This window comes from Leptolyngbya sp. GB1-A1, from assembly GCF_039962475.1.
Taxonomy (GTDB): domain Bacteria; phylum Cyanobacteriota; class Cyanobacteriia; order Elainellales; family Elainellaceae; genus Leptolyngbya_A.
The window spans coordinates 24,238-49,401 of record NZ_JAMPLI010000005.1; the positions used below are offsets into that span (position 1 = coordinate 24,238).

A 25,164-nucleotide genomic window follows, 5' to 3' on the forward strand; every position below is an offset into this window, starting at 1 on the left:
AGGATTAAACGCAGGCAAAACATTTGAGTGCTGTATGCAAACGGGGTAAAGTTACTGCCTTAAGCGACAGCACTCGATTTTTTAATGAACAGGTTGATTATCAGGCGAAGGTTGCCTAAACTGAAGTGTAAACAGTGTAAACGTCTATTTCAAAATCTTAAAAGAATCTAAAACAGAACAAGAGAAACTTAACTTGACCCGCAGTAGTCGATAGAGTAGCCGATAGAGTAACGTTTAGGTTTACCTTCTAAGTAACAGGTCTGGATAACAGGTTTGAATCACAGGATGATGAGGCGAATTGAGAATGCTACAAATGTTGATAACAAAGACTGAATAGATTGAACCGGGACTGAACCGGGATTAAACCGGACTTGAACCGGACTTGAACCGAGACTAAACAAAGATTGAACCGAAATTGAATTGAGTAAATATATTATGCGAGTTTTATTACTGTATCCTCTCTTCCCCAAGTCGTTCTGGTCTTTTGATAAAGCTCTGGAACTGATTGGGCGCAAAGTCTCTCTTCCTCCGCTAAGCTTGATTACGGTTGCCGCAATTCTGCCGCAATCCTGGGAGTTTCGGCTGGTCGATCGTAACGTTGGCTATGAAAGTGAAGCCGATTGGTATTGGGCAGACCTGATCATCATTTCCGGCATGATCGTGCAAAAAGACGACATGCTGTATCTGATTGAGAAAGCAAAACGTCGTGGCAAGCAGGTTGCTGTAGGTGGACCCTATGTAACTTCTGTTCCTGAAGCCGCTCAAGAGGCAGGGGCAGACTTTTTGGTGCTGGATGAAGGGGAAATTACCCTGCCGCTCTTTGTTGAAGCACTGGAGCGAGGAGAAACATCGGGTGTGTTTCGTGCCAATGGTGAAAAGCCAGATGTTACCTTTACGCCCGTTCCCCGCTTTGACCTGCTTGATCTCAAGGCCTATAGCGATATGTCGGTTCAGTTCTCGCGCGGATGCCCTTACCAGTGCGAGTTCTGCGACATTATTGTGCTGTATGGGCGGAAGCCGCGAACAAAAACCCCGGCTCAACTGCTGGCAGAGTTGCAGACTTTGTATGACCTAGGCTGGCGGCGATCGATCTTTGTGGTAGACGATAACTTCATTGGCAATAAGCGGAATGTCAAACTGCTGTTGCGAGAGTTAGCTCCCTGGATGGCAGAGCGGGGCTATCCGTTTAGTCTTTCGACCGAAGCTTCGGTTGATCTAGCGCAGGATCAGGAACTCCTGGATCTGATGATTGCTGCGAATTTTACGGCGGTCTTTTTGGGCATTGAAACGCCCGACACCGACAGTTTATCACTGACGCAAAAATTTCAGAATACCCGCAACTCGCTGATCGAGTCGGTGAAAACCATCAACCGAACCGGGTTGCGCGTCATGGCAGGATTCATTATCGGGTTTGATGGCGAAAAATCGGGTGCAGGCGATCGCATTATCGATTTTGTAGAAGCGACTGCAATTCCGCAGGCACTTTTCAGTATGCTGCAAGCGTTACCCAACACTGCACTGTCGCATCGTTTGCAAAAAGAAGGGCGTTTGCTGGACACCGGAAACGAAGCGAATATTCACCAGACGACGTTGATTAATTTTGTTCCCACTCGCCCGGTTGAAGAAATTGCGCGTGAATACATTCGATGCTTCTGGGATTTGTATGAACCCGATCGCTACCTGGCGCGGGTCTATCGTCACTTTATTGACATGACGCCTCAGCATCGCAAGAAAAAGTTTAAGCTGCCTGAACTGGCAGACCTGCGGGCACTGTTTCTCATTTGCTGGCGACAGGGGTTAAAGCGCAATACGCGCTGGCAGTTTTGGCAACAGCTCTTTTCTATCATTCGCCATAACCCAGGCGTGTTTAAGCATTACCTGACCAACTGCGCTCACTTAGAGCATTTCATCGACTATCGTCAGATTGTGCGCGATGAAATTGAAACTCAACTCACACGCTATATGCTGACTGAGTCAAGAAGCACTGAATTAGCTGCAAGTGAATTAGCTGCAAGTGAATTAGCTGCAAGTTGAGCCGATACCTTTACCTTGGGTGAGCGTCCGGCACGATAAGCCTTTGTCGTTCCTGGCGTTTTGGTGAATGCCCTGGCTCGCAGACGAAGCGGCGTGAATAGCGATGTTTCAGGAGGAGTCACCAGGTTCTCTGTCTGTCCTAACAGCAAGAATCCGGTTTGCTCTAAACTCTGATGCAAGCGAGCCAGCACCCGAAGCTGGGTTTCTGGGGTGAGATAAATGAGCAGATTGCGGCAAACCAGCAGATCGATCTGAGGCAGGGGCGGATCTTGAATCAGGTTATGAAGCTGAAAATTGATCGAGCAGTGAAGATCCTGCCGCCAGCAGTAGAGATCCTGACGATGCTCAAAATACTGCGCTTGTAGGGCAGGCGGAATCGCTTCGATCGCATAAGCGGGATAATAACCCTGACGCGCTTGCCGAATGGCATCTGGGTCAACATCGGTGCCGTAGATCTGTACTCGCTGCTGAAATTGCTCGATGCCCAGGGCTTCTGCGAATAGAATCGCCAGTGAATAGGTTTCTTCTCCTGATGCACAGGCCGCACTCCAGATGCGGATCGGTTCGTGGGGTGCTTTGTTCACAATGATCTGCGGGATAATCTCATTTGCCAGATAATCCCAAACGAAGCGATCGCGAAAAAAGCCGGTGAGGTTAATATAAATGGTGTTTAAGAGCTGGGGCACCTCATCGGGCTGCTGCTCTAGATAATCAAGATAATCTTGATAATTTTCAACCTTGAGGCACTGCATGCGCACCCGTGTACGACGCAGGAGTGTAGAGCGTTTGTAGCCTCTGAGGTCAACGCAATGAACCTGGCTGAGATAAGTCAGTAAGTCTTCTAACTCGGTTGCTGCTAATGTTGGAACCATAGGCATGTAGGAGAATCAAGCATCGGAGAAAACGCCAACGTCATCTCTTTCGGGAGAGTAAAAGGGTTCAAGCATCAACAAGATTGACAACGCAATTAGTTTCAGATCTTGACTGAGGTAGATTTTACTCCCCCCGAAGAATAGTCCCTCTGCAAGCAAATTTCAGTACGGTATCGGACAAAGGAAAGGGTCAGGTGAAGGTCGGATGCGCTTTCTTCAGTGAATTTTGCCTTAACTCCTTCCGCTTCGGATGATAATCTCTAACCGGAGTGCAGGGTGTGCTTTCTGACCACAAGATAAGACATAATATAGAAGATATAAAAGATACAGAAGAAATAAAAGATACAGAAGAAATAAAAGATACAGAAGAAATAAAAGATACAGAAGAAATAAAAGATACAGAAGATATAAAAGATGGAGTACAAAACGTGATGAGGACTAAAAATCGCTTGCTGAATGCGATGCCTCAGGCACTATTTTACAAGCTTTCTCCTTTTTTGAGAGAGGTCACGCTACAATCGGGCGATCGCCTCCACGAACCGGGTTATGAGATTCGCCATCTGTACTTCCCACTCAATTGTGCGCTGTCAATTACGATCGTTATGTGGGATGGTACAACCGCTGAAACCGGCATGGTTGGCAATCGAGAAGTGTTAGGCATCAATAGCCTGATGGGAGGTCAAGAAACCACGCAAACGACCTATAATGTGCAAATTCCAGGCAAAGCTTTAAGAATCGATTCTGAGATCTTGCGTAATGAGTTTGATCAGAACAAAGACCTGCGCGATGTGATACTGCGCTATACCCAAGCCTTTATTGCCCAGATCTCACAGACAAGTGCCTGCAATAGTTTGCACCAGATAGACCAGCGGTTGGCGCGTTGGCTTCTGGAAGTGCATGACCGGGTGGAGGGAGATGACCTCGCCCTGACGCAAGAATTTATTTCAAATATGCTGGGGATCCGTCGGGCTGGGGTAACGCAAAGGGCTCAAATTCTGCAAGAGAAAGGTCTCATTCGCTACAACCGGGGGCACATCCACATTCAGGATCGAACAAGGTTAGAGGCATACTCCTGTGAATGCTTTCGGACCTTAAGAGAAGAATACGATCGCCTTCTACCAGTGAATTCAGGTATGGTACCGTAGCATTGATTACTGGAGCATGTGTTAATAGAGTATTGATTACTGGAGCATGTGTTGCTGAAGTAAGGTCGCGAAACTGTGAGTCAGAAGCAATCCATTTTGCCAACTATTTTGCTGGTTGAGCCAGATGACAGCGTTAGACCTATTCTCGTCGAGAACCTTCGTAATTGGGGTTACAATGTCATCGTGACGCTCGATGTAGCAGACGCAATTCAATGGGTCAGGGGGAAAGGCAAACTTTTTGACCTGCTTCTGATGAATCAATTTGGGCGATCGATCGAGGAGTTTATCGACATCGGGCGTAACATTCGCCAAGAGGCAGACGTTTCTAGCACCACCCCCATTGTGATCATGGCAGAGCAGTATGGCGTTGAGCTAGAAGGGCAAAACGTGCAGATGGGTGAAAGCGAGTATGTGACTTATCTGGAAGATGGGCAGCAGCTCCGGCAGCTTCTATACCAGCTTTGCCCGGTTTGCCACAGCTAATTGGGCACAACTAATTTGGTACAACTAATACACTGCCAGGGGTAACGATATCTGAGCTATTTTGTTTGATCGTACGAAACCGTACCGACTCCGCCCTTGTTAAGAATTATTCTAAGTCTAGGGTGTAAACCTTATTGCCTTATTGTGGAATCCTGGGGAATGTGCGTCTTGTCTACATCCGTTGTACTAAACCCTTTTGCTGTGAAAATATTCCCTGCTATGTGGAGTCTAACCGGGTTACGGAGTGGTCTGCGAGTGCTCGTGGTCGATAGTAATGCGGACTCCAGAGACCTATTAATAATCTTATTTGAAGAATACGGGGTTGAAGCGATCGCGGCAGATTGCGTTAGTGAAGCGCTCAAAATCATGCAGCACAATCCCCCCGATCTTGTGATTAGCGAGCTTGCTTTGCCCGGTGAAGATGGCTACTCGCTGATACGCCACATTAAAGCCCTTGAACTTGCTCACAACCTGCACATTCCGACCCTCGCCCTGACTGGATGCACCACTGCAAACAATCGGATACAATCTCTTGCTGCTGGCTTTTGCAAGCACTTATCGAAACCCGTAAACCTTGATGAGTTAATTGCAGCAGTCGCCTGCGTAACAAACTTCGGTCAGGTAGCAACTGTTTATCAATAACCCAATTTCTCTCAATATTGAGATATGTTCTCTATAGAGCCTCTCAGTGCTCTTTTTAAAGCTTCTAAGACTTCTAATGACCGCTGAAAATCAAATACTGGCGATTCTCTCCCCTGCTGTATTCGATCGGCTTGCCCCTCATCTGGATCACGTCACGCTGGAACAAGGCAAGTTTATTTATACCCCCGGAGAACGGTTAACTCATCTTTATTTCCCGATCGACTGTCTGCTTTCGGTCACGATTACGATGCAAAATGGTGCAACCGCAGAAGTCGGAATGGTGGGCAGTCGAGAAGTGCTGGGCATTCATGCGCTATTGGGAAACGACGTAGGAACCCAGACCGAGGTTGTGGTACAAGTTCCAGGCAGTGCGATGAAGATCGACGTTCAGATTGTGCGAGAGGAGTTCGACCGCAATGGTGAACTGCACGACCTAATTCTGCGCTGTCTGCAGGCATTTCTGGCGCAGGTTTCCCAAACGGCGGCTTGCAACGCACTTCATACGTTAGAACAACGCCTTCCCCGCTGGCTACTCGAAACGCAGGAGCGAATTCACTCTGATCATCTGCTGCTCACGCAGGAATTTATCGCAACGATGCTGGGCGTACGTCGGGCAGGCGTCACGCAGATGGCTCAAAAGCTTCAGGAACGCAAACTAATTCAATATCGTCGCGGCAATGTGCAGATCCTTGACCAGGCTGGGCTGGAAGCTTCTGCCTGTGAATGCTTTAGAAGAATCAAAACAGAATACGATCGCTTGTTAGGGCAACAATAACAAAGCAGTACAAAACAAAGCAGTACAACGAAACAATAGATTCAGGCTATTAGAAACTCAATCGATAGACATTATAGGCTGTAGCCTATATTAGGCAGTCGTTCTAACGCATTCTATAGCGCAACCCGTAACGCAACAATTCCTCAACTCTCTGAAAACCATGCGCTACACACTAACGCATCCTAAAAAAACTTCTCACCTTAAAGATCTTTAGGTCGCTAGACTCACACAAGCCAATCGTAACGATCGCTACACTGAATTAATAAGCTTAGAATCAACAAGCTTAGAATCAACAGGTTTAGAATTAGCAAGCTTAGAATTAGCAAGCTTAAGAAGTTTACCAATTCCTGCTGATCAGTTGATAGATTTTGATCTTTAACTCTTGAGATGAGTTCTATGGAGAGCCTCTCATCCATTTTGGAGCCTCTCGTAAATGATTCCTGAAAATCGGATACTGGCTGCCCTCTCCCCTGCTGTATTCGATCGACTTGCCCCTCATCTGAATCATGTCACCCTGGAACGGGGCGAGGTTATTTATACATCCGGAGAACGGTTAACCCACCTTTATTTCCCGATCGACTGTCTGTTTTCGGTCACGATTACGATGCAAAACGGTGCAACCGCAGAGGTTGGAATGGTGGGCAGTCGAGAAGTGCTGGGCATTCATGCGCTGTTGGGAAACGACATAGGAACCCAGACCGAGGTTATGGCACAAATTCCAGGCAGTGCGATGAAGATCGACGTTCAGACTGTGCGAGAGGAATTCGATCGCAATGGTGAACTGCACGACGTGATCCTGCGCTGTTTGCAGGCATTTCTGGCGCAGGTTTCTCAAACGGCGGCTTGCAATGCCCTCCACCCGCTAGAGCAACGGTTGTCTCGTTGGCTGCTGGAAGCCCAAGAACGGCTCTATGTCGATAATTTGCCGCTCACGCAGGAGTTTCTCTCCACGATGCTGGGTGTACGCCGGGCAGGAGTGACGCAAACCGCACAAAAACTTCAGGAACGCAAACTGATTCAATATCGTCGCGGCAATGTGCAGATCCTTGAACAGGCTGGGCTAGAAGCTTCCGCCTGTGAATGTTTTAGAAGAATCAAAACAGAATACGATCGCTTACTGGGACACCAGTAGCGAGGGAGTGCTTCAGTTTTGCCCGGTTCATTGACACTGCTGTTGCTGAATTAGATCTGCGATCGCTCGAATTAATGTCTCTGGCTCGATCGGTTTAGTCAGGTGTTGCTGAAACCCGGCTGAGAGTGCTTGCTGAGAATTAATGTCTCCGGCATAAGCCGTAAGCGCGATCGCTGGAGTTTGTCCCCCTTGCGCTGGGGAAAGCGATCGCACTTGCCGCATCAGCATGTAGCCATCCATGTCGGGCATCCCAATATCGCTCAGCAGCACATCTGGATGCGATTCGGGCAACAGGGCTAACGCTTCGGTGGCGGAAGTTGCATGAATCACTTTGGCTCCAGCTTGCTCCAGCACAAAAGCCGCAAACTCTAGCGCATCTGGCTCGTTATCGACCACTAAAATTTGAGTGCCCTGTAGATTAAAAGCATCCTCGGAGGGTGGGTTGTCTGGAATCGCGGCGGGTTCAGCAAGCATCAGCGGTAGCGTGACTGTAAACGTTGCGCCCTGCCCCTCTCCTGGGCTTTCTGCCCACACCGTTCCCCCATGCGCCTGCACCAACTGACGCACGATCGCCAACCCCAGCCCCAGTCCGCCAAATCGACGAGTCGTTGCGCCATCGGCTTGCCGGAAGTAGTCAAACACATAGGGCAAAAAGTTCGGGTGAATGCCGATGCCCGTATCGTGGACAATAATCTGAGCCTGGTGATTCGCCTGTTCTAACCAGACTTCGATCCGTCCTGCTTCTGGTGTAAATTTGACCGCATTTGAGAGCAGATTCCAAACGACTTGCTGTAATCGGGTCGCATCTGCCATCACGACTGGAACTTGCGGATCGAGCCTTGTCTCTATTTCGATCGCCTTCGCCTGGGCTGCAACCTGTACCGTTTCAATTGCAGCGCGAATGATTGCTGCCAAATCCGTCTGTCCTACGTTAAGGCTCAGCTTGCCGCGAAGAATGCGCGACATATCCAGCAGATCTTCAACGAGCTGGGCTTGCAGTTTGGCATTGCGCTCGATCGTCTCCCAGGCTTTTGCAGTTTTTGCGGGGTTTAAGTTCCCTTTCCGCATAAGCTGTATCCAGCCCAGAATTGGGTTGAGGGGCGATCGTAGCTCGTGCGAAAGCACTGCCAAAAACTCGTCCTTCATCTGGTTGGCTTCCTGCGCCTGCTGATACAACCGGGCGTTATCGAGTGCCAACGCTGCCCGATGTCCCAATTCTTCTACCAGTGCTAGATCGATCTGCGTGTAGTGGCGATTCGAGCTTGCGGTTGAACAAACGGTTAACGCGCCCAGCTTTCGACCATGCGCGATCAGGGGAACCGTAATCAGCGATCGCAGCTCACACTCGCGCATAAATTGCAGATGGTCAGGATCGATCGCGGCTGTTTCCATCCATGCATCAGTCACATGAGAAACCAGATTTGCCTTACCCGTGACCAAAACCTTTATGATTGGGTGGTTCTCCCGCTCCTGGGGAGGAGTATATCGCTGGAGCTGCTCAAACCAATCTCGCTTTGCCGGATCGCGGTGATGCCATGCCACTCGTTCAATCTGCTGACGGGTGCTGAGGATATCAAAGAAGCAAAAATCAGCCAAAAACGGAACTGCGAGCCGCGCAATGTTAAACAGCGTGGTTTTGTAATCGAGTGTCCCCGCTAATACCGCGCTTGCCTGAGACAAAAACCGCTCCCGCTCCTGTGCCTGGTGCGTTTGGGTGATATCTTGCAGAATCTTGACCAATCCCTGAACCTTGCCTGCTTCATCACGCAGTTGCATCATCAAGCCACTGGCAAAGAAACGGCTCCCATTTTTGCGAAGATGCCAGCGTTCATCCTCTGCTCGTCCCTCATTAAGCGCCGTCTGAAGTTCCTGGTCGGCTTGTCCAGTCTCTCGATCTTCGGGCGTAAAGATGATGTAATTCGGTTGACCGATAATTTCAGACTCTTCGTAACCCAATATCCGTTCGGCTCCGGGATTCCAGCTCGTGACGATGCCATTAAGGTCGAGCGTAAAGATGGCATAGTCTTTCACGCTTTCAACAATCAAACGAAAGCGAGATTCGCTCTCGCGCAAGGCGGCTTCTGTTTGCTGGTGGATGACTTTGTCTTGTTTGCGCCCCGTAATATCTCGAAAATAAATACTGAAGCCTACCTTACAGGGATAAGCATGAACCTCCAGCCACATCCTGGAGGCATTATCGAACGTCTCAAAGTGGGTTGCCCCCGACTCTGCGGTAATTCGATCATAGGTTTGTTCAAGAACGGCCGCGATTACCCGATCGCAAGAATTACCTGGCACTGTGCAGGGATCTGTGAAGGTCTGCATTTCCTGGCGCGACTTTCCAAGCAGTTCTTCGGGTTGCAAATTGGCTAGCCGAGCGGCTTCCTGGTTGGCATAGGTGATTCGCCAGTCCTGATCCACACATACAAAGGCATCAGTAATGCTTTCTAGAATCTCAATCGCTCGCTGTGCCGATTCATCCAAGGCTTGTCGGGTGGCTTCGGCTTCTCGACGGGCAGCTTGCTCATGCTGCAAAGCAACCTCTGCTGTTTGACGCAGATGCAGATTCTGCAAAGCAGCAGCGGTAAAGTCGGCGAGGCTGGTCATGACACGCACATCTTCGCGATCAAACTGCCGAGTTTCGTCATGCGACACAATCCAGATCGCGCCAAATGGCTGATTTGCGCCTATTAACGGAATTACCAAACCCTCAACGATCGTCGGTTTCGCTTTCTGAATATACGTGAAATACCGCTCAGGATAGGAATACAGTTGCGGCGATCGGTTGTCCAAACAGACTCCGCAGGGACTAAAGTGCCTGGGTGCTGTGCTCCCCTCATAGTCTGCTAATGTTCCAACCACGGCAACCCAGCGAAAGACTTCCTCCCCATCGGGCGTCACTTCCAGTAAGCTGACTCCGGCGGCTTCTGCTTGGCACAGATCTTTCGCCACCGTCACTAGTGTCTTGAGCAGGGTTTGGGATTGTTCTGCAAACTGCCGCGCCAATGTATGTAGGGCTTGAGTCTCCGCTTGTAGGTTTGGGGTTCGGGGCGACCTTTGTGCTAACGCTGCTGTAATCAAAATATCGTTCAAACCCACAGAGCATGACGTTTCAGACATCCGATTTCCCCTCTGGAAAATACTCCTCCAACAAGGCTTTCCCCGCTTCGCCGATCGTTTTCAACAAATCTTCGATCAGCTTCAGTGCCATTGGTGAAGGCAGTGAATGCCCCTTCTCCCAGCGATTCACCGTCTTAAAAGAAACGCCTAATTTTGCAGCAAATTTTTCCTGAGACAGGTTGAGATGCTGTCGCAGATGGCGAACTAAGTCTGCGATGGGTAGAGATGCGGTAGGCATTGCTGCGATTGTCACTTGCTCCACAAGGTCACTTATTACACCATAGGACACAAGGGATAACCTGTTCTACACTCCTAAGGAAGAGGAGGTAGAAGGAAGAGGAGGTATTGTTCTTAATCTTTTTTTAATCTGTTGTTACAGTCTGAATGACTAGTCCCTAGAAACTTACACAGGTTTAGAACACTACCCTATTGAGAATCGGGATTTGAGTACTCAGTTTTGACACTTTCGCAAAAAAGCTCTCCTGAAGATGCACTAGGAAAATTCACGATGCGGTAGGCACGCTAAACTAGCAAGAGGATCAGCAAATATACTGTGTTCGCCGTCTCTGCAAGTACTTGCTCGTCAGAAAGAGGGAATCTCAGCTTGCCAATTCCTCACGCTTGCTTTTGAAGTTAAATCTTATCTATGCGGACCAGTCAGCAAATTGCGACAGAAATCGGTAGTGCATTAAATAATGGTGGGGTAAGTCACAAGATCATGCCAAGTCCAAGGTCGTTGCGTTAATCCTGCTCGCTGGGCAGCAGTAGTCTTTAACCGGCTATGCTGCCAAATCCAGTTGAAATAACTCACCATTAACCGCGTCGTCACCTTCGTTTGTTCCCATCGCTTGCCAAACTTGTTCTGTCTGCGATGCCATCTGTTTAAGTGACGGCAATTTCTGCGATTCTTTGAGCAGGATCATCGGAACATCAAGCGAATTGTGAAACTGATGATGGGGTTTAAGTCGTTCAACAGCGCGAGAAGAACGTTGAGCGGGATTGAAGCGATGAATATGATCCGCAAAGGACAAGTCAATGGCATCAATCGAGGGGGTATTGTATCTCAGGTCAGATTTATCGAAGCACTCTCTGGAGTAACTGCTTAAGACGATGACCTTGATAGATATCGTTTGTCTTTAAAGAGTTTTTGTGACACAACCCCCTTAACGATCGTCCTTGCTCCTAATCTTTTGGCAGCAACGAAAAGTTACTATATATCTGATTATTTGTAGCGATCAACACAATTTTGCAGGACATCCTCGAGCATATATTATATTGAATCTTCTAATAATTACTCAAGCTAATCTAACCTCTTTAAAGCCAATCTCAAGTGATTACTATCGCCTCTAGGGTTCCGGCTGGGCAGAATTGCAAGCAGCGCTGGTCCGAGAGAGGCAGGCTGGCATAGTTGTATCTCCGTACAACGGAGCTAGCTACACGGCGGGATAAAAGCCCGGGAGAAGCCAGACATCTTGCTTAAGGTGCAGCTCTCTTGGGCTTTGTTGTTTGATCAGGTTATTGCACTTAGCGTTCATTTCTCTTTATCGAGGTATTGCTCATGAATTCATCCCTACAAACAAACGCAGTTGAATCAATTAACTTCATTCTGGATTGTCCTGCACTAGGTGATCTCAATGTTCATTGGATTCATGGCTCCATCTCAGCGAAGCATAATACTGATCCCGATATCCAGGTTCATGCTTACAACGAACACACCTATATTTTGCGGCAAAACATGGCAGTGCACTATGAAGCGCCGTTCATATTTTTGTTGTTTGGCAACAATCACGCTATCTTGCTAGATACTGGAGCAACCCGATCGCCAGAGTTCTTTCCCCTGCGGCAAACGGTGGATGACTTGATTGACCGGTGGTTAACCAAATATCCGCGCGACAACTATACTCTGGTGGTGGCACATACCCACTTGCATCGCGATCACTTTGAGGGTGATTTTCAGTTCTTCGATCGCCCCAATACAATAATCGTGGGTCATAGTTTGGCTGAAACAATCGCGTTTTATGGGTTTCAGGACTGGCCCAATAAAGTGGTACCGTTTGACTTAGGGGGACGGGTGCTGCAAGTGATGGGAACCCCTGGTCATGAAGATGCAGAAGTCTCGATCTATGACCCCTATACACAACTCTTTTTTACGGGTGATTTGCTCTATCCGGGGCGGCTCTACATTCGTGACTGGGATGCCTTTTGCAACAGCATCGATCGCATGATTGCCTTCACCGATACCCACCCTATCACCCACTTGCTGGGATGCCATGTGGAAATGTCAATTTATCCACGATTGGATTACTTAATCCGTACCAACTACCAACCTCATGAACGTCCCCTGCAAATGACCGTAGCGCAGCTGCATTCTGTGAAAGAGGCAATCGCCCACATTAACGGAGCTCCCGGTATTTACGCTTTCGATGACTACATTATCTATAACAGTATTCCCGATCGCTACTTCAGCTACGAAAACATGGACCCTAATGCTGCCCCCGGTGATTTGCGTCCGGCTTAATAGCATTGAGCGCTTCATGTCCTAACCATTCACTCATTGGAATCACTCATTCGAACCGCTCCCCTTAGTTTCCTACTCTTCGAGGAACTGCAAGCGTCTAAATAAAAGGGGAACCAAGACACTATTCACTATTGAAGGAATTTCCTCTATGTCTCAGCCTCGCCGTCTGATTCTGCCTCGTCGTAACGTGATTCGTGGGTTGCTTTCCGTTGGAGCTTTTAGTATCACTTCCCAAATTTGGACGGGGTGTACTTCTTCCTCTTCTTCCAGGAGTGATTTCCCCAGTCCATCCTCTTTTACTGCTGGTAGTACTGAACCAATGACGATCGGGTTTATCTATGTGGGTCCGAAAGACGACTATGGCTACAACCAGGCCCATGCGACAGCAGCAGCGCGAATGGCGAGTGATTTTCCCTGGATCAATTTGGTAGAGGAGGCAAGCGTGCCTGAATCCACTGCTGTGCAAGAAACCATGCGCAACATGATTGAGCAAGATGGAGCCAAAGTAATTTTCCCTACTTCCTGGGGATATTTTGAGCCCCACAGTCTGAAACTGGCTCAAGAATATCCAAAGGTGCAGTTTTTCCATCCCAACCACCCCTTAGAGCCATCTCATCCCCAAAATGTCGGTTCCTACTTCAGTTCCCTGATGGAACCCGCCTATCTTACAGGGATTGTAGCAGCCTCCATGTCTAAAACGGGCAAGCTAGGATTTGTCATTCCCAAACCAATTCCAGTGGTGCTGAAAGAGGTGAATAGTTTCACGTTGGGGGCAAAAAGCGTCAATCCGAACATTGTGGTACAAGCCATTTTTACTGGAGATTGGTCACTGCCGCTTAAGGAAGCCGAGGCAACTAACAGTCTGGTAGACCAGCAGGTAGATGTAGTGATTACGCGAGTAGACAGCCCCAAAACGGTAATCACAACTGCTGAACAACGAGGAATTTATAGCTGCGGATATCACGTTAATGAAAAGGACATTGCGCCAAAGGGATTTTTAACGGGTGTGGAATGGAACTGGGAGCAAATTTACAAGAACTATGCCGAAATGTTTCAAAACGGTAAAACCTTGATGAATGGCGGCGTAGCGCAAGTAGTCACCGGCGGATTGAAGGAATCCTTCTCCAAAATTTCCGACTACGGGACAGCAGTGAGACCAGAAGCAAAGGCAGCCGTAGACAAGGCAAAGCAGCAGATTCTGTCTGGGCAATTGACGATTTTCAAAGGCGAGCTAAAGGATAACAAGGGCAATGTGGTAATCGCCGCCGGGGAATCTTACCAACAGGGTGACCCACGGCTCAACGCGATCGATTGGTTTGTAGAAGGGATAGAAGGAGACGTTAAATCGTAGAAGGTTAAGGTATCAGCACGATAATAGCCACACTGGATCATCTGCACCGTATCGCACTGGCAATAATCTAGCAGGGGGAAGGGGGCTAATTCTCGCAGAGCGTGTGCCCAATCGATAATCGATAGGAATGTGGATTAAATAAGGTGTAATTGGGCATTGTTTAGCATTGGATACTGTCAGTGAATTATTTTTTCGTGGCTAAACCGCCCATTCCGTCGTTGTTCAACTTACAAAACTCAGTGAGTTTCAGCCAGCGAACGACGAAGATTCAGGTCCTTCAGTGCGTTAAGCAATGTTTTGCCAACAGTGTCAGCCTTGGAAGAAAGAACAACTCTAAGACTGGAATCTTTACGCAGCAAAGGATAATCATTTGCATCCTGAATACCTTTCTCTCATTCCATTCGCAAACTCGTTCGTGAGTTCATCAACTTCCGCAGGAAAAATTAGCGTCTAACCCTTCTTAGGCTGATTCAGTTCATCCGCAGTTTTTTCGCTGTCCTCAATAATCTTATTCATGCAATCGGGCGTCATTTCATTATCAACGGCATCAATTTGCTGCTGTAGGGTTTGCAGTTCACGATCGATCTGCTGTGCCTGCTGCCGAGCTTTATCGGGCTGATTATCGGGCTGATTCAGGGTTGGCTCACTTTTTGGGTTACTCTCTGGGCTACTCTCTGGGCTACTCTCTGGCTCGCTCATATTATTAATCCTGTGTTTGTCCTACTTTGTGGTTCATTCTTCGATTTTTATCAGCTTCGCGCTTCGTCATCTTTCTGCCCTCTATCTCCTGCCTGAAAAAAATCCGGTGAAGGATTGATACTGAATCAGATTCCTCACCGGGTCAATATTCTCGTGCAAAAGCGTTAGGGTTTAGCGAACCAGCGGCACAGCTTCCCGTTCTTGAGCGGTGTCAGCCGATTGTGGCTTGCGCTGCATTCGCTTAAGCTGGGTAACTGTCAATGCCGTCACTAATGTACCGATCGCAATCGCCACCACATACAAGCCGCCATTGCTGATCGCATTTGGAATTGCCAGAACAAAGATGCCGCCATGAGGCGCACGCAGCGTACAGCCAAACAGCATCGACAGCGCACCTGCTATGGCTGACCCAGCAACGCAAGCAGGCAAAACGCGAACCGGATCTTTTGCTGCAAACGGAATCGCCCCTTCAGTAATAAAGGAAATGCCCAGCACCGAAGCCACTCTGCCCGCCTGACGCTCATCGTCGGAGAACTGCCGTTTAGAGATCAGCGTCGCTAAAGCTAAGCCCAGCGGCGGCGTCATTCCGGCTGCCATCACTGCTGCCATCGGCGCGAACACATTGCTTGCCAGCAAACCAACCGCAAACGTATAAGCCGCTTTGTTAACGGGTCCGCCCATGTCTACTGCCATCATGCCGCCCAGGATCAAGCCCAGAATCACAGCGTTGGTTTGTCCCATGTTTTGCAGGAACGCTGTCATGCCATCCAGAATTGCTTTGACCGGACCACCAAACACATAAATCAGCAGCAAGCCGACCACCAGCGTCGAGAGCAGGGGAATCACTAGCACAGGCTTTAAGCCTTCCAGATTTTGCGGCAGGTTAATTTTATCTCGCACGAACTTGGCAATATAGCCCGCCAGATAGCCCGACACGATTCCGCCTAAGAAGCCCATGCCCAGATTTGAGGCAAGCAAACCGCCCACTAAACCGGGAGCCAAGCCCGGACGATCGGCGATCGAAAAAGCAATGAAGCCCGACAAAACCGGAACAATCAGCGCGAAGGCAGACTTACCGCCAATTTGTAGCAGTGCATCTCCGAGCGTTCCTGGCTCCGGCGTTAAGCCAAACACAAACGACAGCGCGATGATCAAACCGCCTGCGACAATCACGGGCAGCATATAAGATACCCCGGTCAGCAGGTGCTTATACGGACCCGATCGCTGCGCTGACTGATTTGCCTTTGCCTGCCGCACCGATGCCAGATAGTTTGCTTCACCGTCTTCTGCCGGGTCGGGATTGGGCAGTGCCAGGGCAGATTGAATCACGCCTTTCCCATCTTTCAGGGCATGATTGGTCGAGGTTTGGTAAAGTCGTTTGCCGCCAAAGCGTGAAGTGTCAACATAAGTATCTGCCGCGATCACGACTGCATCGGCGCGATCGATCTCTTCACCAGTGAGCTGATTTTTTGCGCCAACTGATCCCTGAGTTTCAACCTTAATGTCATAGCCCAGATCTTCCGCACCTTTTCGCAGAGCTTCTGCCGCCATAAAGGTGTGGGCAATGCCCGTGGGACAGGAGGTGATGCCTACCAAATATTTCGATGTTCCGCTATCGGCGGGTGCGCCAGTTGAGGATGCACTGGTTGGCGCTACGCTGGTCGGGGCACGAGATGGAGCCGACTGTTCCTGTGCCTGCATAACTGCCAGTTCTACCACCCGGCGCGTATCGCGGATTGCCGTGCTGGTCGAGACTAAATAGAGCGGTTTGCCCTGAAAGCGATCGAGATTAACGTGAATATCTGCTGCGAGGATCACTAAATTCGCCGCTGCAATATCCGCATCTGATAGCGCGTTTCTAACGCCGTCTGCTCCTTGGGTTTCAACTTTAATGTCATAACCCAGCATCTCAGCCGTCTTCCGCAGTGCTTCTGCTGCCATCACCGTATGGGCAATTCCGGTTGGGCAGGCAGTCACCGCCACAATTCTTTTAGGTGTTACCATTTTGTTTCCTTCTCATTCACAAAAATCTTGCTTGCATTCCTGATTGCATTAACGACTGATTTAAGGTTCTAAATCGCAGATTTAATTCAAAACCTCAACGCTCACCTGATTCACAAACGACTCAATTACCTCCTTTGGGGAAAGACGCGGACCGACCTGACTTAACGCACCGATCGAAAAAGCGGTCGCTAACCGGGCACAGTCGGATAAACTCAATCGACGCAGTTTCGCGGTCACAAATCCAGACACCATTGCATCCCCTGCGCCCACGGTGCTGATCACTTCAATTTGGGGTGGACGTGCCCAGACTGCCGATGCGGCCTCAACAAACAGCGCACCCTCAGCCCCCAGCGAAATGACCACCGTCGAAATGCCTTGAGCCAATAGCTCTCTGGCCGCTTCCAGGCGATCGTCCAGCGTGGAAAGCGATCGTCCGATTGCCTCCTGCAACTCTTCGAGATTGGGTTTCACCATAAATGGAGCCGCCGGAATTGCCTGCCGCAGACTTTCACCGCTTGCATCCAGTACCACGGTTTTGCCCTGTGCCTTGAGCCGCTTGATCAGGTCGGCATAGATCGAAGTCGTCATTCCTGCTGGCAGACTGCCCGACAAAATAAACCAGTCATGGGTTGAAGCTAATCGATCGATCGCCTCATGCAATCGCTGCACGTCCTCGGCTTCAGGCAACAGTCCCGGAAAGTTGATGTCTGTGACCTGATCTTGAACCTCATCAATAATTTTGATATTGGTGCGAGTGCGTCCGGGGACGGTGACAAACTGATTGCCAATGTTTTTGCGATCGAACAAGCCCTCAAAGATGGCTGCGTTTTCCTGACCGAGAATTCCGGTTGCCGTAACGGAAAAGCCGAAATCCGCCAGAAACGAAGCCACGTTAACGCCTTTGCCGCCGGGATCAGCCTGTTCCCACGCGACTCGATTCACTTCCCCAGCCCGAAAATTTGAAATGGCTGCCGTGTGATCGATCGCAGGATTTAAAGTAACGGTGACGATCGCAGGATTCATTGACTTTAAGACCTATCTCAGTGCCCGAACTTCTTGAGCCGTCCGACAGCGCAGTGCCCGACGCGCCAGATCCTGTGCCTGGGAGAATGCCAGACTGCGAAGCTTTGCCTTGACTGCCGCCACGCTGGGAATGCTGACGCTCAGTTCTGTAACGCCCATTCCGGTGAGGATCGCTGCGCCCAGAGGTTCACCCGCAATGCCACCGCACACGCCCACCCATTTGCCCTCAATCTGAGCTGCCCGCACGGTTTGTTCAATCAGCCGTAGAACTGCCGGATGCAGTGCGTCTGCCTGTTTTGCCAGTGCCGGATGTCCGCGATCCATTGCCAGGGTGTACTGCGTCAGATCGTTTGTGCCGATCGAGAAAAACGCCACTTCCTTCGCAAACTCTGCTGCCATCAGCACCGCCGATGGAACTTCGATCATCATGCCGTAATCGACCGGATCAGCCCCAATTTCCGATCGCACCGATTCCGCGATGTCACGCGCCTGAAGAAACTCCTCCAGCATGGCGATCATGGGAAACATAATTTTGATCGAGCCGGTTTGGGAGGCGCGGAAAATGGCACGAAGCTGGGTTCGGAATAAATCCGGTCGCTGCAAACAGAGCCGAATGCCTCGCACTCCCAGAAAAGGATTTTCTTCCTCAGGCAGATTCAGGTAGGGAATGGCCTTATCGCCGCCGATATCCAGCGTGCGAACGATCAGGGGCAGTCCATTGAGTGCTTGGGTCATCTGGGAATAGGCAGCAAATTGCTCTTCTTCGGTCGGCGGCTCCGATCGATTCAGAAATAGAAACTCGGTTCGCAGCAGTCCGATTCCCTCTGCGCCTGCATTCACTGCCCGTTCTGCCTCCTGGGGTGCGCCGATGTTTGCCACCACTTCCACCCGCAGTCCGTCTTTCATCAGGGCAGGCTGATAGCAGTTCAGTCGTTCCGCTTCTCGCTGTGCCTGGAGGTCGCGCTGTGCTGCTTGTGCCGTTGCCAGGTCTGCCTCACTCGGATTCGGGTACAGATTGCCGCTTTCCCCGTCCAGAATGCACTGCGTTCCGTTTGCCACTTCCAACACCGATGGGCCCACTCCCACGATCGCCGGGATATCAAGCGATCGGGCAATAATTGCTGAGTGAGAAGTCGTGCCGCCGTAAGCCGTACAAAAGCCCAGCGTCAAAGCCGGATTGAGACTCACAGTATCCGAAGGAGTCAAGTCTTCTGCCACCAGAATCACAGGCTGATTAGGCATCTGCGGCACTTCCTCGACCCGATGGGCTAATAGCCGCAGCACGCGCTGTCCCACGTCGCGCAAATCAGCGGCTCGTCCGGCAATGCGGGCATCGGCAAGCTGCTCAATTCCTTTTGCTTTTTGTTCATAAGCCTGCTGCCATGCCCAGGCTGCACTCCGATCGTTGCCTAAATTTTCGATCGCTGCATCCTGCAATTCCGGGTCTTCTAAAAGCTGCTGCTGCGCCAGGAAAATGGCTGCCTTTGCCGCTCCTGCCTTCTCTTTCACCGACTCATACAAATCCTGAAGCTGGAGCTTTGCCGTAACGATCGCCTGCTGAAGTCGATGCATTTCTGCGTTGCGATCGGTTGCGGTCTCAGCAAATTCTAGTTTGCCCCGCCGAAGCTGATAAACGGGCGCGATGACAATACCAGGAGATGCGGCAATACCGGGAATCGGCGGCGTGGAAAAGGTGAAGGACTGAGACAAGCCAACAGGAGCCGCAGCTGAATCTGATTCTGCCTCGTCTTCTAACCCGGATTCGATCGCCTGCTGAAGCTCGGCAACGGCGCGATCAGCATCACTTCCTTTCGCAAAAATCTGAATCGTTTCTCCGCCTGCGACACCTAGCTTTAGCAGTGAAACTAGACTTTTCGCGTTTCCGGTCTGCCCCCGATAGCGAATGCCGACCTCTGACTGAAACTGCTTTGCCAGATCCACCAGAACCGAGGCAGGACGAGCATGGAGTCCAAGTTTACCGGGAAGAGTCACCCGCGTCGCGCGATCGAAGTCTAGCTCCGATTCTGCGTCTGCTGCTGGGGGAGCGTGACCGTTTTGCGATCGGGTTTGGGTTCCATTGGTAAGACGCTGCACAATCTCGATCGGCTCAGTCGTATGGGCAAGCTGCTGCACCGCTTCCTCATCGCCCAAAACCTGCGTCAGGTTCGCCAGAATATCTAGATGCTCGTCTGACTTTGCTGCAATTCCAATTACCAGATGCACCGTCTCACCCGGATTCCACTCCACGCCGTTGGGAACTTGCAGAACAGCAATTCCAGTCGATTCGATCAGTTCTCGATCCTGGGGTAACCCGTGGGGAATGGCAATGCCGTTGCCTAAATAAGTATTCGCAACTTTTTCTCTCGCCATCATACTGTGAACGTATCCGGGCTTCATGTGCCCGGTATTCACCAGCAACGTCCCAACCTGCTCGATCGCATCCGCTTTGTTGGTGACAGACGCACCAAGCTTGACACCGTTTTTTTCTAGAACGAGCATATCTCGCAGTAATTAATTGTTATTTTTTTATCAAAAGCCCAATTAATCTCAGCTTAGTTTCTGAATTTGTTTTCTGGGAAAGTCGTTAACGATTTGATAGATTGTTTTGAAAACTGAAACGGAAACCGCAGAAATTAAGGATTTCTTTTGCTTTTCTACGTCGATCGGTTGATTCAAAGTTAATTAAAATGCGTGACACTATTGGGCTAAATTAAAAATTTATCGATGTCCTGGATAGAGTTAAGAATTCACACCACGGCTGAGGCGATCGATTGGGTGAGTACACTGCTTGCCTCGATCGATTATCAGGGCGAGATTCACACTGCAAAATATGACGCTTTGCAGGAGCAAAACAATCCTCAACGATGGGTGTTTACAGTCTGTCTTTACTTCCCGGAACAGGGTGGCAGTCAAGCACCAATTAATCGCATTGATGATTTGCTGTTTCCGCTTTATCGCACCGGATTAACCACCCGCGCCGAATTCGCTCATGTTGAAGAAAAGCCAGCCAGTCACGAAGCAGCTCTAAACCAGATTCAGCGTGTCGGACAACGCTTTGTTATTGTGCCGCTCCAAAGCCCCTCTTTCATAGATTCCACAGAACCAAATTCCACAGAACCGGATTCCACAGAGCCAAATTCCATAGAACAAACTGCTGCCCACTATCTGCCACAAACGCCCAACGAAGTGATCTTAAAAATGGGCACGAGTCTTGCCTTTGGCAGCGGGCTTCACCCGACGACCATGCTCTGCCTGCAACTGCTGGAGCGATACGTTCAGCCCGGAATGAGCACGCTCGACCTGGGTTCTGGCTCTGGCATTCTCAGCATTGGTCTGGCAAAGCTGGGGGCGCAGGTTTTGGCGATCGACAATGACCCTGTTGCAGTCCAGGCAACCACCGCCGCCGCACAGCACAATCAAGTCACCGCACAAATTCAAGCAATGGCAGGCAGTTTGGGCAGTGGCAGCCAGCTAGGACATTGGATGGGCGGCGATCTTCCCCAAGCAGTGCCTACGCTGAATCCTCAAAATGATTTTGATTTGATTGTCAGCAATGTATACGCCCGAATTCAAACCACGCTAGCAGACAGTTTTGCCCAGGCACTCCGGCACACCTCGCCTCAAAACGGCATTTTGATCACCTCAGGCTACACGCTGGACTACCAGGAACAAATCAACGAAGCGATGACTGCTGCTGGATTAGAAGCGATCGATCGATTGCAATCCGAAGAGTGGATCGCGCTGGTGCATCAGCGACGCAATTAACGCCACATCAAGAGAATTGTCTGCGTCTCCCCTATCTAAGGAATAATGGTTCTGATTAGACGCAGAGAATCTATCATGGCAACGATTAACGACAATTACCTTAAGCTGAAGGCAGGCTATCTGTTTCCAGAGATTGCGCGGCGCGTGAATGCCTTTGCGGAGGCAAATCCAGACGCAAAAATCATTCGATTAGGGATTGGGGATGTAACCGAACCCCTGCCCGAAGCCTGCCGCACCGCAATGATCAAAGCCGTTGAAGAAATGGGCGATCGATCGACCTTCCAGGGCTATGGTCCTGAGCAGGGCTTTGGCTGGCTGCGCGAAAAGATAGCTCAGTTCGATTTCCAGGCTCGCGGCTGCGGCATTGATGCTTCCGAGATTTTTGTCTCAGATGGCTCCAAGTGCGATACGGGCAATATTCTCGATATTTTTGGGGATAGTAATACGATTGCCGTTACCGATCCGGTCTATCCCGTGTATGTCGATACCAACGTTATGGCAGGACACACGGGCGATGCGAACGAGCAGGGCGAATATGGCGGACTGGTGTATCTGCCTATCACCGCCGAAAATCACTTCACTGCTCAGATTCCCGATCGCAAGGTTGATCTGATCTACCTCTGCTTTCCCAATAACCCCACCGGAGCCGTCGCCACCCGCGAACACCTGGAAGCCTGGGTCAACTATGCGCGATCGCACGGGTCGATTATTTTCTTTGATGCAGCATACGAAGCCTTTATCACCGATCCATCGCTGCCCCACTCCATTTATGAAATCGAAGGAGCGCGGGATTGTGCGATCGAGTTTCGCTCTTTCTCTAAAAATGCTGGATTCACCGGAACCCGATGTGCCTTTACGGTCGTGCCCAAAACGCTGAAGGCAAAAGCGGCAGACGGCTCAGAGGTCGAACTCTGGAAGCTGTGGAACCGTCGCCAGTCCACCAAGTTTAACGGCGTCTCTTACATTGTGCAGCGCGGTGCAGAAGCAGTCTACTCCGAAGCCGGACGATCGCAAATCAAAGAACTCATCCACTTCTACATGGAAAATGCTCGCATTATCCGCGACAAGCTGAGTCAGGCAGGTCTTTCGGTTTATGGCGGGGTAAATGCGCCCTATGTCTGGGTGAAAACGCCCAACGGGCTGTCGAGCTGGGATTTCTTTGATAAGTTGCTGCAAATTTGTAACGTCGTCGGCACTCCCGGATCGGGGTTCGGTGCAGCAGGCGAAGGCTATTTCCGCATTTCTGCCTTTAACAGTCGGGCAAATGTCGAAGAAGCGATGCGCCGGATTACCGAGAAGTTTCAGGCGTAGGCGATGCAGTTCCCCTCTGGGGTAGTCAATTTTTAAATTCTCCGGGGTGGGCACTGAAATTTAGCTTCTGTATCGCCCCCTAAATCCCCTAATGCTGGGAGACTTTGAATTCTGGTTCCCCCCAATTTTGGGGGGCTAGGGGGGCGTATCATACGCTTATTCAGCAACGCCGATTATCCCTCTTCTGTCCCATTAGCCTGTAAGTATCCAGCGCTGCCAATTTCCGAACAGCAAATTCAACCCTTTCTTTGCACTAGCGTCCAAATTGTTTGCAACAGTATTTCTGGCTCAATCGGCTTGGTGATGTGCTGCTGAAATCCGGCTGCGAATGCTTCCTGCTGATCAATTTCTCCAGCATACGCAGTAATCGCGATCGCCAAAATGCTTCCGTTCTGGTCAGGCGATCGCTCTCTAATTTGGCGAAGTAATGTATAGCCATTCATATCTGGCATGCCGATATCACTCAGGAGCAAATCAAACTTTGCTTGCTGTAACTGACTTAAAGCTTCGTTAGCGGATGCGACCTGAGTAACATTGGCTCCATACTGTTCCAGCAAAAAGGTCACTAGCTCTCGTGAATCTTTTTCATCGTCAACGAAAAGCACTCGCAATCCATCGAGATGAAAATCTGAGGAATTGTGAGAAGAGGGATGATCTGAATGCAATTTTGAGACAGCGATGATAGGAAGCTTCACGGTAAAGGTTGAACCTTGCCCTTCTCCCAGACTCGCTGCCTGAACGGTTCCTCCATGTAGTTCAACTAAATGACGGACGATCGCCAACCCTAACCCTAACCCTCCAAAACTTCGAGTAGTGGTGCTGTCAGCTTGCCGGAAATAGTCAAAGACATAGGGCAAAAAGCTAGGGGTGATACCTTTGCCAGTGTCACTGATCGTAATTTGAGCATAGGTAACGGAGCGATGCGGGGATACGTTAGAGAAACAAGCAGCACTGGCGTATGCCTCTTCTTTTTCTTCGACTTCCTCAACTTGCTCTAACCGCACCTGCACGTTTCCGCCTTGGGGTGTAAATTTAACAGCATTGGAAATTAGATTCCAAACAACCTGTTGTAAACGGCTAGAATCTCCTAAAACTTGCCCAACATCGGGTTCAAAAGCGGTCTGAATTTGAATAGATTTTGCTTCAGCCGCGAGTCGCACCGTCTCAAGTGCTGCTTCAATCGTGAACGGTAGACCGACTGGACCGATGTTTAAACTCAGCTTGCCCTGAAGGATACGAGAAACATCGAGCAAGTCTTCAATGAGCTGTGCTTGTAATCTAGCGTTTCGCTCGATCGTTTCAAGGGCATACTGCGTTTTTGCTTTATCTTGCTGTTTCGTTTGCAGTATTTTTGCCCAACCCAGAATGGGGTTCAGCGGCGATCGTAACTCATGAGATAACACCGCTAAAAATTCGTCTTTGATGCGATTTGCCTGCCTCAGTTGATCCGCTTGCTCACGAGTCGTTTCATACAGTAAATCCAGACGTTGATTGCGCTCTTGCAGAATCGTTTCTGCTTGCTTGCGTTCATCCTCGATCTGCTTGCGATTTGTAATGTCTACCAGAATCAGAACAGCACCCGTGAAGGTTCCAAATTCATTCAGAACCGGGTCCATTGTTTTGGAAAACCAGCGTTCTTGACTTTGCAGTTCTATCACTTGACGCTGTTGCGTTTCTTTAGCACGGTAAAAGCAAGTGCCGTCTCCCACCCCCAAGATGGTACTCATTAACTCATAGTGAACTTGCCCTAAAATCGCTTCAGCAGGCTTACCAAAAAGTCGCACTGTTACCTCGTTACAGCGCAGAATCTTACCCTGCTGATCGAGCAGACAGACACTATCATTGATGGCATCAAACGTCGTTTGCCACTCCTGTGCTGACGCCAGAGCCATCTCCTCGGCCTGTCGAATTCGGAGTAGCGATCGCACCGTTGCTAGCAATTCAATCGGTTCAACGGGTTGCGCTAAATAACCATCAGCACCGCTGTCTAATCCTTCTGCCTTATCCTGGCTTTTGACAAAGCTGGCTGAGAGATGCAGTACCGGAATAAAGCAAGTTTGAGGGTTAGACTTGATCTGACGACAGACTTCAAAGCCGTTCAAATCAGGCAATCTCACATCTAGAATGACCAGTGCCGGTTGATGTTGAGCGATTGCCGCTAACCCTGCGGCTCCTGTTGCCGCTTCTACGACGGTAAACCCTGCATTTTTCAAAATCCGCGTCACGACGTAACGATTAGCTTCGTTATCATCAACATGCAGAATAGTTTCCTGTGGTTCAAACATGACAC

18 protein-coding genes, 2 pseudogenes and 1 riboswitch are annotated in these 25,164 nt (G+C 49.8%); of the genes and pseudogenes, 11 read left to right on the forward strand and 9 right to left on the reverse strand.

The window, feature by feature from the left end:
- The first annotated feature begins 435 nt into the window (after positions 1 to 435).
- A complete protein-coding gene (locus tag NDI45_RS07055; protein ID WP_190793905.1) occupies positions 436 to 2,034 on the forward strand; it encodes a B12-binding domain-containing radical SAM protein in 1,599 nt (532 codons plus the stop codon).
- On the opposite strand, the gene NDI45_RS07060 is transcribed toward NDI45_RS07055, so the two are convergent.
- Complete coding sequence (locus tag NDI45_RS07060; protein ID WP_348246869.1) at positions 1,959 to 2,906, reverse strand: protein-glutamate O-methyltransferase CheR; 948 nt, start codon at positions 2,904 to 2,906, stop codon at positions 1,959 to 1,961. The genes NDI45_RS07055 and NDI45_RS07060 overlap by 76 nt on opposite strands.
- Before the next feature lie 278 nt (positions 2,907 to 3,184).
- On the opposite strand from NDI45_RS07060, the gene NDI45_RS07065 reads away from it, so the two are divergent.
- The 5 genes from NDI45_RS07065 (at position 3,185) to NDI45_RS07085 (ending at position 7,083) form a co-directional block, all read left to right on the forward strand.
- Positions 3,185 to 4,051: a Crp/Fnr family transcriptional regulator gene (locus tag NDI45_RS07065; protein WP_348246870.1), complete on the forward strand. Its 867-nt coding sequence runs from the start codon at positions 3,185 to 3,187 to the stop codon at positions 4,049 to 4,051.
- 75 nt (positions 4,052 to 4,126) lie between these two features.
- Positions 4,127 to 4,534: a hypothetical protein gene (locus NDI45_RS07070; RefSeq protein WP_348246871.1), complete on the forward strand. Its 408-nt coding sequence runs from the start codon at positions 4,127 to 4,129 to the stop codon at positions 4,532 to 4,534.
- Between the two features lie 219 nt (positions 4,535 to 4,753).
- Complete coding sequence (locus tag NDI45_RS07075) at positions 4,754 to 5,176, forward strand: response regulator (protein ID WP_348246872.1); 423 nt, start codon at positions 4,754 to 4,756, stop codon at positions 5,174 to 5,176.
- Positions 5,177 to 5,252: 76 nt separating this feature from the next.
- On the forward strand, positions 5,253 to 5,951 hold the full coding sequence (locus NDI45_RS07080; RefSeq protein ID WP_348246873.1) for a Crp/Fnr family transcriptional regulator: 699 nt from the start codon (positions 5,253 to 5,255) through the stop codon (positions 5,949 to 5,951).
- A 433-nt stretch (positions 5,952 to 6,384) separates the two neighbouring features.
- Entirely contained in the window at positions 6,385 to 7,083 is a 699-nt protein-coding gene (locus tag NDI45_RS07085) for a Crp/Fnr family transcriptional regulator (protein ID WP_348246874.1), read from the forward strand.
- Between the two features lie 27 nt (positions 7,084 to 7,110).
- Here the strand turns inward: NDI45_RS07085 and NDI45_RS07090 are convergent, their stop codons facing one another.
- The 3 genes and pseudogenes from NDI45_RS07090 to NDI45_RS07100 form a co-directional block, all read right to left on the reverse strand.
- Positions 7,111 to 10,203: a PAS domain S-box protein gene (locus NDI45_RS07090; protein ID WP_348246875.1), complete on the reverse strand. Its 3,093-nt coding sequence runs from the start codon at positions 10,201 to 10,203 to the stop codon at positions 7,111 to 7,113.
- Positions 10,196 to 10,441 carry a helix-turn-helix transcriptional regulator gene (locus tag NDI45_RS07095; RefSeq protein WP_190793899.1) on the reverse strand — a complete coding sequence of 82 codons (246 nt, stop codon included), beginning with the start codon at positions 10,439 to 10,441 and terminating at the stop codon, positions 10,196 to 10,198. The genes NDI45_RS07090 and NDI45_RS07095 overlap by 8 nt, the downstream gene beginning before the upstream one ends.
- Positions 10,442 to 10,891: 450 nt before the next feature.
- Positions 10,892 to 11,083: pseudogene (locus tag NDI45_RS07100) on the reverse strand (IS1 family transposase); the annotation flags it as partial.
- A gap of 31 nt (positions 11,084 to 11,114) precedes the next feature.
- On the opposite strand from NDI45_RS07100, the pseudogene NDI45_RS07105 reads away from it, so the two are divergent.
- The 3 genes and pseudogenes from NDI45_RS07105 to NDI45_RS07115 all read left to right on the forward strand — a co-directional run.
- A pseudogene (locus NDI45_RS07105) lies at positions 11,115 to 11,309 on the forward strand (DDE-type integrase/transposase/recombinase); the annotation flags it as partial.
- A 229-nt stretch (positions 11,310 to 11,538) separates the two neighbouring features.
- A riboswitch (guanidine-I (ykkC/yxkD leader) is annotated at positions 11,539 to 11,665 on the forward strand.
- A 96-nt stretch (positions 11,666 to 11,761) separates the two neighbouring features.
- Positions 11,762 to 12,721, forward strand: coding sequence for an MBL fold metallo-hydrolase (locus NDI45_RS07110; RefSeq protein WP_348246876.1), 960 nt, complete (start codon positions 11,762 to 11,764; stop codon positions 12,719 to 12,721).
- 148 nt (positions 12,722 to 12,869) lie between these two features.
- On the forward strand, positions 12,870 to 14,072 hold the full coding sequence (locus tag NDI45_RS07115; protein ID WP_348246877.1) for a BMP family ABC transporter substrate-binding protein: 1,203 nt from the start codon (positions 12,870 to 12,872) through the stop codon (positions 14,070 to 14,072).
- Positions 14,073 to 14,522: 450 nt separating this feature from the next.
- Here the strand turns inward: NDI45_RS07115 and NDI45_RS07120 are convergent, their stop codons facing one another.
- The 4 genes from NDI45_RS07120 to ptsP form a co-directional block, all read right to left on the reverse strand.
- The gene (locus NDI45_RS07120) at positions 14,523 to 14,771 is read right to left on the reverse strand and encodes a hypothetical protein (RefSeq protein WP_348246878.1); all 249 of its coding nucleotides are present in this window, start codon (positions 14,769 to 14,771) and stop codon (positions 14,523 to 14,525) included.
- Between the two features lie 171 nt (positions 14,772 to 14,942).
- Positions 14,943 to 16,775, reverse strand: a complete 1,833-nt coding sequence (locus NDI45_RS07125; RefSeq protein WP_348246879.1) for a PTS fructose-like transporter subunit IIB — start codon at positions 16,773 to 16,775, stop codon at positions 14,943 to 14,945.
- A gap of 81 nt (positions 16,776 to 16,856) precedes the next feature.
- Positions 16,857 to 17,798 carry a 1-phosphofructokinase gene (gene pfkB, locus NDI45_RS07130; RefSeq protein ID WP_190793894.1) on the reverse strand — a complete coding sequence of 314 codons (942 nt, stop codon included), beginning with the start codon at positions 17,796 to 17,798 and terminating at the stop codon, positions 16,857 to 16,859.
- A 12-nt stretch (positions 17,799 to 17,810) separates the two neighbouring features.
- On the reverse strand, positions 17,811 to 20,297 hold the full coding sequence (gene ptsP / locus NDI45_RS07135) for a phosphoenolpyruvate--protein phosphotransferase (protein ID WP_348246880.1): 2,487 nt from the start codon (positions 20,295 to 20,297) through the stop codon (positions 17,811 to 17,813).
- Positions 20,298 to 20,522: 225 nt separating this feature from the next.
- Between ptsP and NDI45_RS07140 the strand changes: the two genes are divergently transcribed.
- Complete coding sequence (locus tag NDI45_RS07140) at positions 20,523 to 21,563, forward strand: 50S ribosomal protein L11 methyltransferase (RefSeq protein ID WP_348246881.1); 1,041 nt, start codon at positions 20,523 to 20,525, stop codon at positions 21,561 to 21,563.
- A 75-nt stretch (positions 21,564 to 21,638) separates the two neighbouring features.
- A complete protein-coding gene (locus NDI45_RS07145; protein ID WP_348246882.1) occupies positions 21,639 to 22,874 on the forward strand; it encodes an LL-diaminopimelate aminotransferase in 1,236 nt (411 codons plus the stop codon).
- Between the two features lie 236 nt (positions 22,875 to 23,110).
- Here NDI45_RS07145 and NDI45_RS07150 read toward each other — a convergent pair whose 3' ends face one another.
- Positions 23,111 to 25,159: a response regulator gene (locus tag NDI45_RS07150; protein WP_348246883.1), complete on the reverse strand. Its 2,049-nt coding sequence runs from the start codon at positions 25,157 to 25,159 to the stop codon at positions 23,111 to 23,113.
- Between the last annotated feature and the right edge of the window lie 5 nt (positions 25,160 to 25,164).

Excerpts from the sequence above, each read along its gene's own strand:
- NDI45_RS07125 (WP_348246879.1), bottom strand. The coding sequence starts at position 16,775 with ATGGTAACACCTAAAAGAATTGTGGCGGTGACTGCCTGCCCAACCGGA.
- NDI45_RS07075 (WP_348246872.1), top strand. The coding sequence starts at position 4,754 with ATGTGGAGTCTAACCGGGTTACGGAGTGGTCTGCGAGTGCTCGTGGTC.
- NDI45_RS07115 (WP_348246877.1), top strand. The coding sequence starts at position 12,870 with ATGTCTCAGCCTCGCCGTCTGATTCTGCCTCGTCGTAACGTGATTCGT.
- NDI45_RS07110 (WP_348246876.1), top strand. The coding sequence starts at position 11,762 with ATGAATTCATCCCTACAAACAAACGCAGTTGAATCAATTAACTTCATT.
- NDI45_RS07145 (WP_348246882.1), top strand. The coding sequence starts at position 21,639 with ATGGCAACGATTAACGACAATTACCTTAAGCTGAAGGCAGGCTATCTG.
- NDI45_RS07055 (WP_190793905.1), top strand. The coding sequence starts at position 436 with ATGCGAGTTTTATTACTGTATCCTCTCTTCCCCAAGTCGTTCTGGTCT.
- pfkB (WP_190793894.1), bottom strand. The coding sequence starts at position 17,798 with ATGAATCCTGCGATCGTCACCGTTACTTTAAATCCTGCGATCGATCAC.
- ptsP (WP_348246880.1), bottom strand. The coding sequence starts at position 20,297 with ATGCTCGTTCTAGAAAAAAACGGTGTCAAGCTTGGTGCGTCTGTCACC.
- NDI45_RS07085 (WP_348246874.1), top strand. The coding sequence starts at position 6,385 with ATGATTCCTGAAAATCGGATACTGGCTGCCCTCTCCCCTGCTGTATTC.
- NDI45_RS07120 (WP_348246878.1), bottom strand. The coding sequence starts at position 14,771 with ATGAGCGAGCCAGAGAGTAGCCCAGAGAGTAGCCCAGAGAGTAACCCA.
- NDI45_RS07090 (WP_348246875.1), bottom strand. The coding sequence starts at position 10,203 with ATGTCTGAAACGTCATGCTCTGTGGGTTTGAACGATATTTTGATTACA.
- NDI45_RS07060 (WP_348246869.1), bottom strand. The coding sequence starts at position 2,906 with ATGGTTCCAACATTAGCAGCAACCGAGTTAGAAGACTTACTGACTTAT.
- NDI45_RS07095 (WP_190793899.1), bottom strand. The coding sequence starts at position 10,441 with ATGCCTACCGCATCTCTACCCATCGCAGACTTAGTTCGCCATCTGCGA.
- NDI45_RS07140 (WP_348246881.1), top strand. The coding sequence starts at position 20,523 with ATGTCCTGGATAGAGTTAAGAATTCACACCACGGCTGAGGCGATCGAT.
- NDI45_RS07150 (WP_348246883.1), bottom strand. The coding sequence starts at position 25,159 with ATGTTTGAACCACAGGAAACTATTCTGCATGTTGATGATAACGAAGCT.
- NDI45_RS07080 (WP_348246873.1), top strand. The coding sequence starts at position 5,253 with ATGACCGCTGAAAATCAAATACTGGCGATTCTCTCCCCTGCTGTATTC.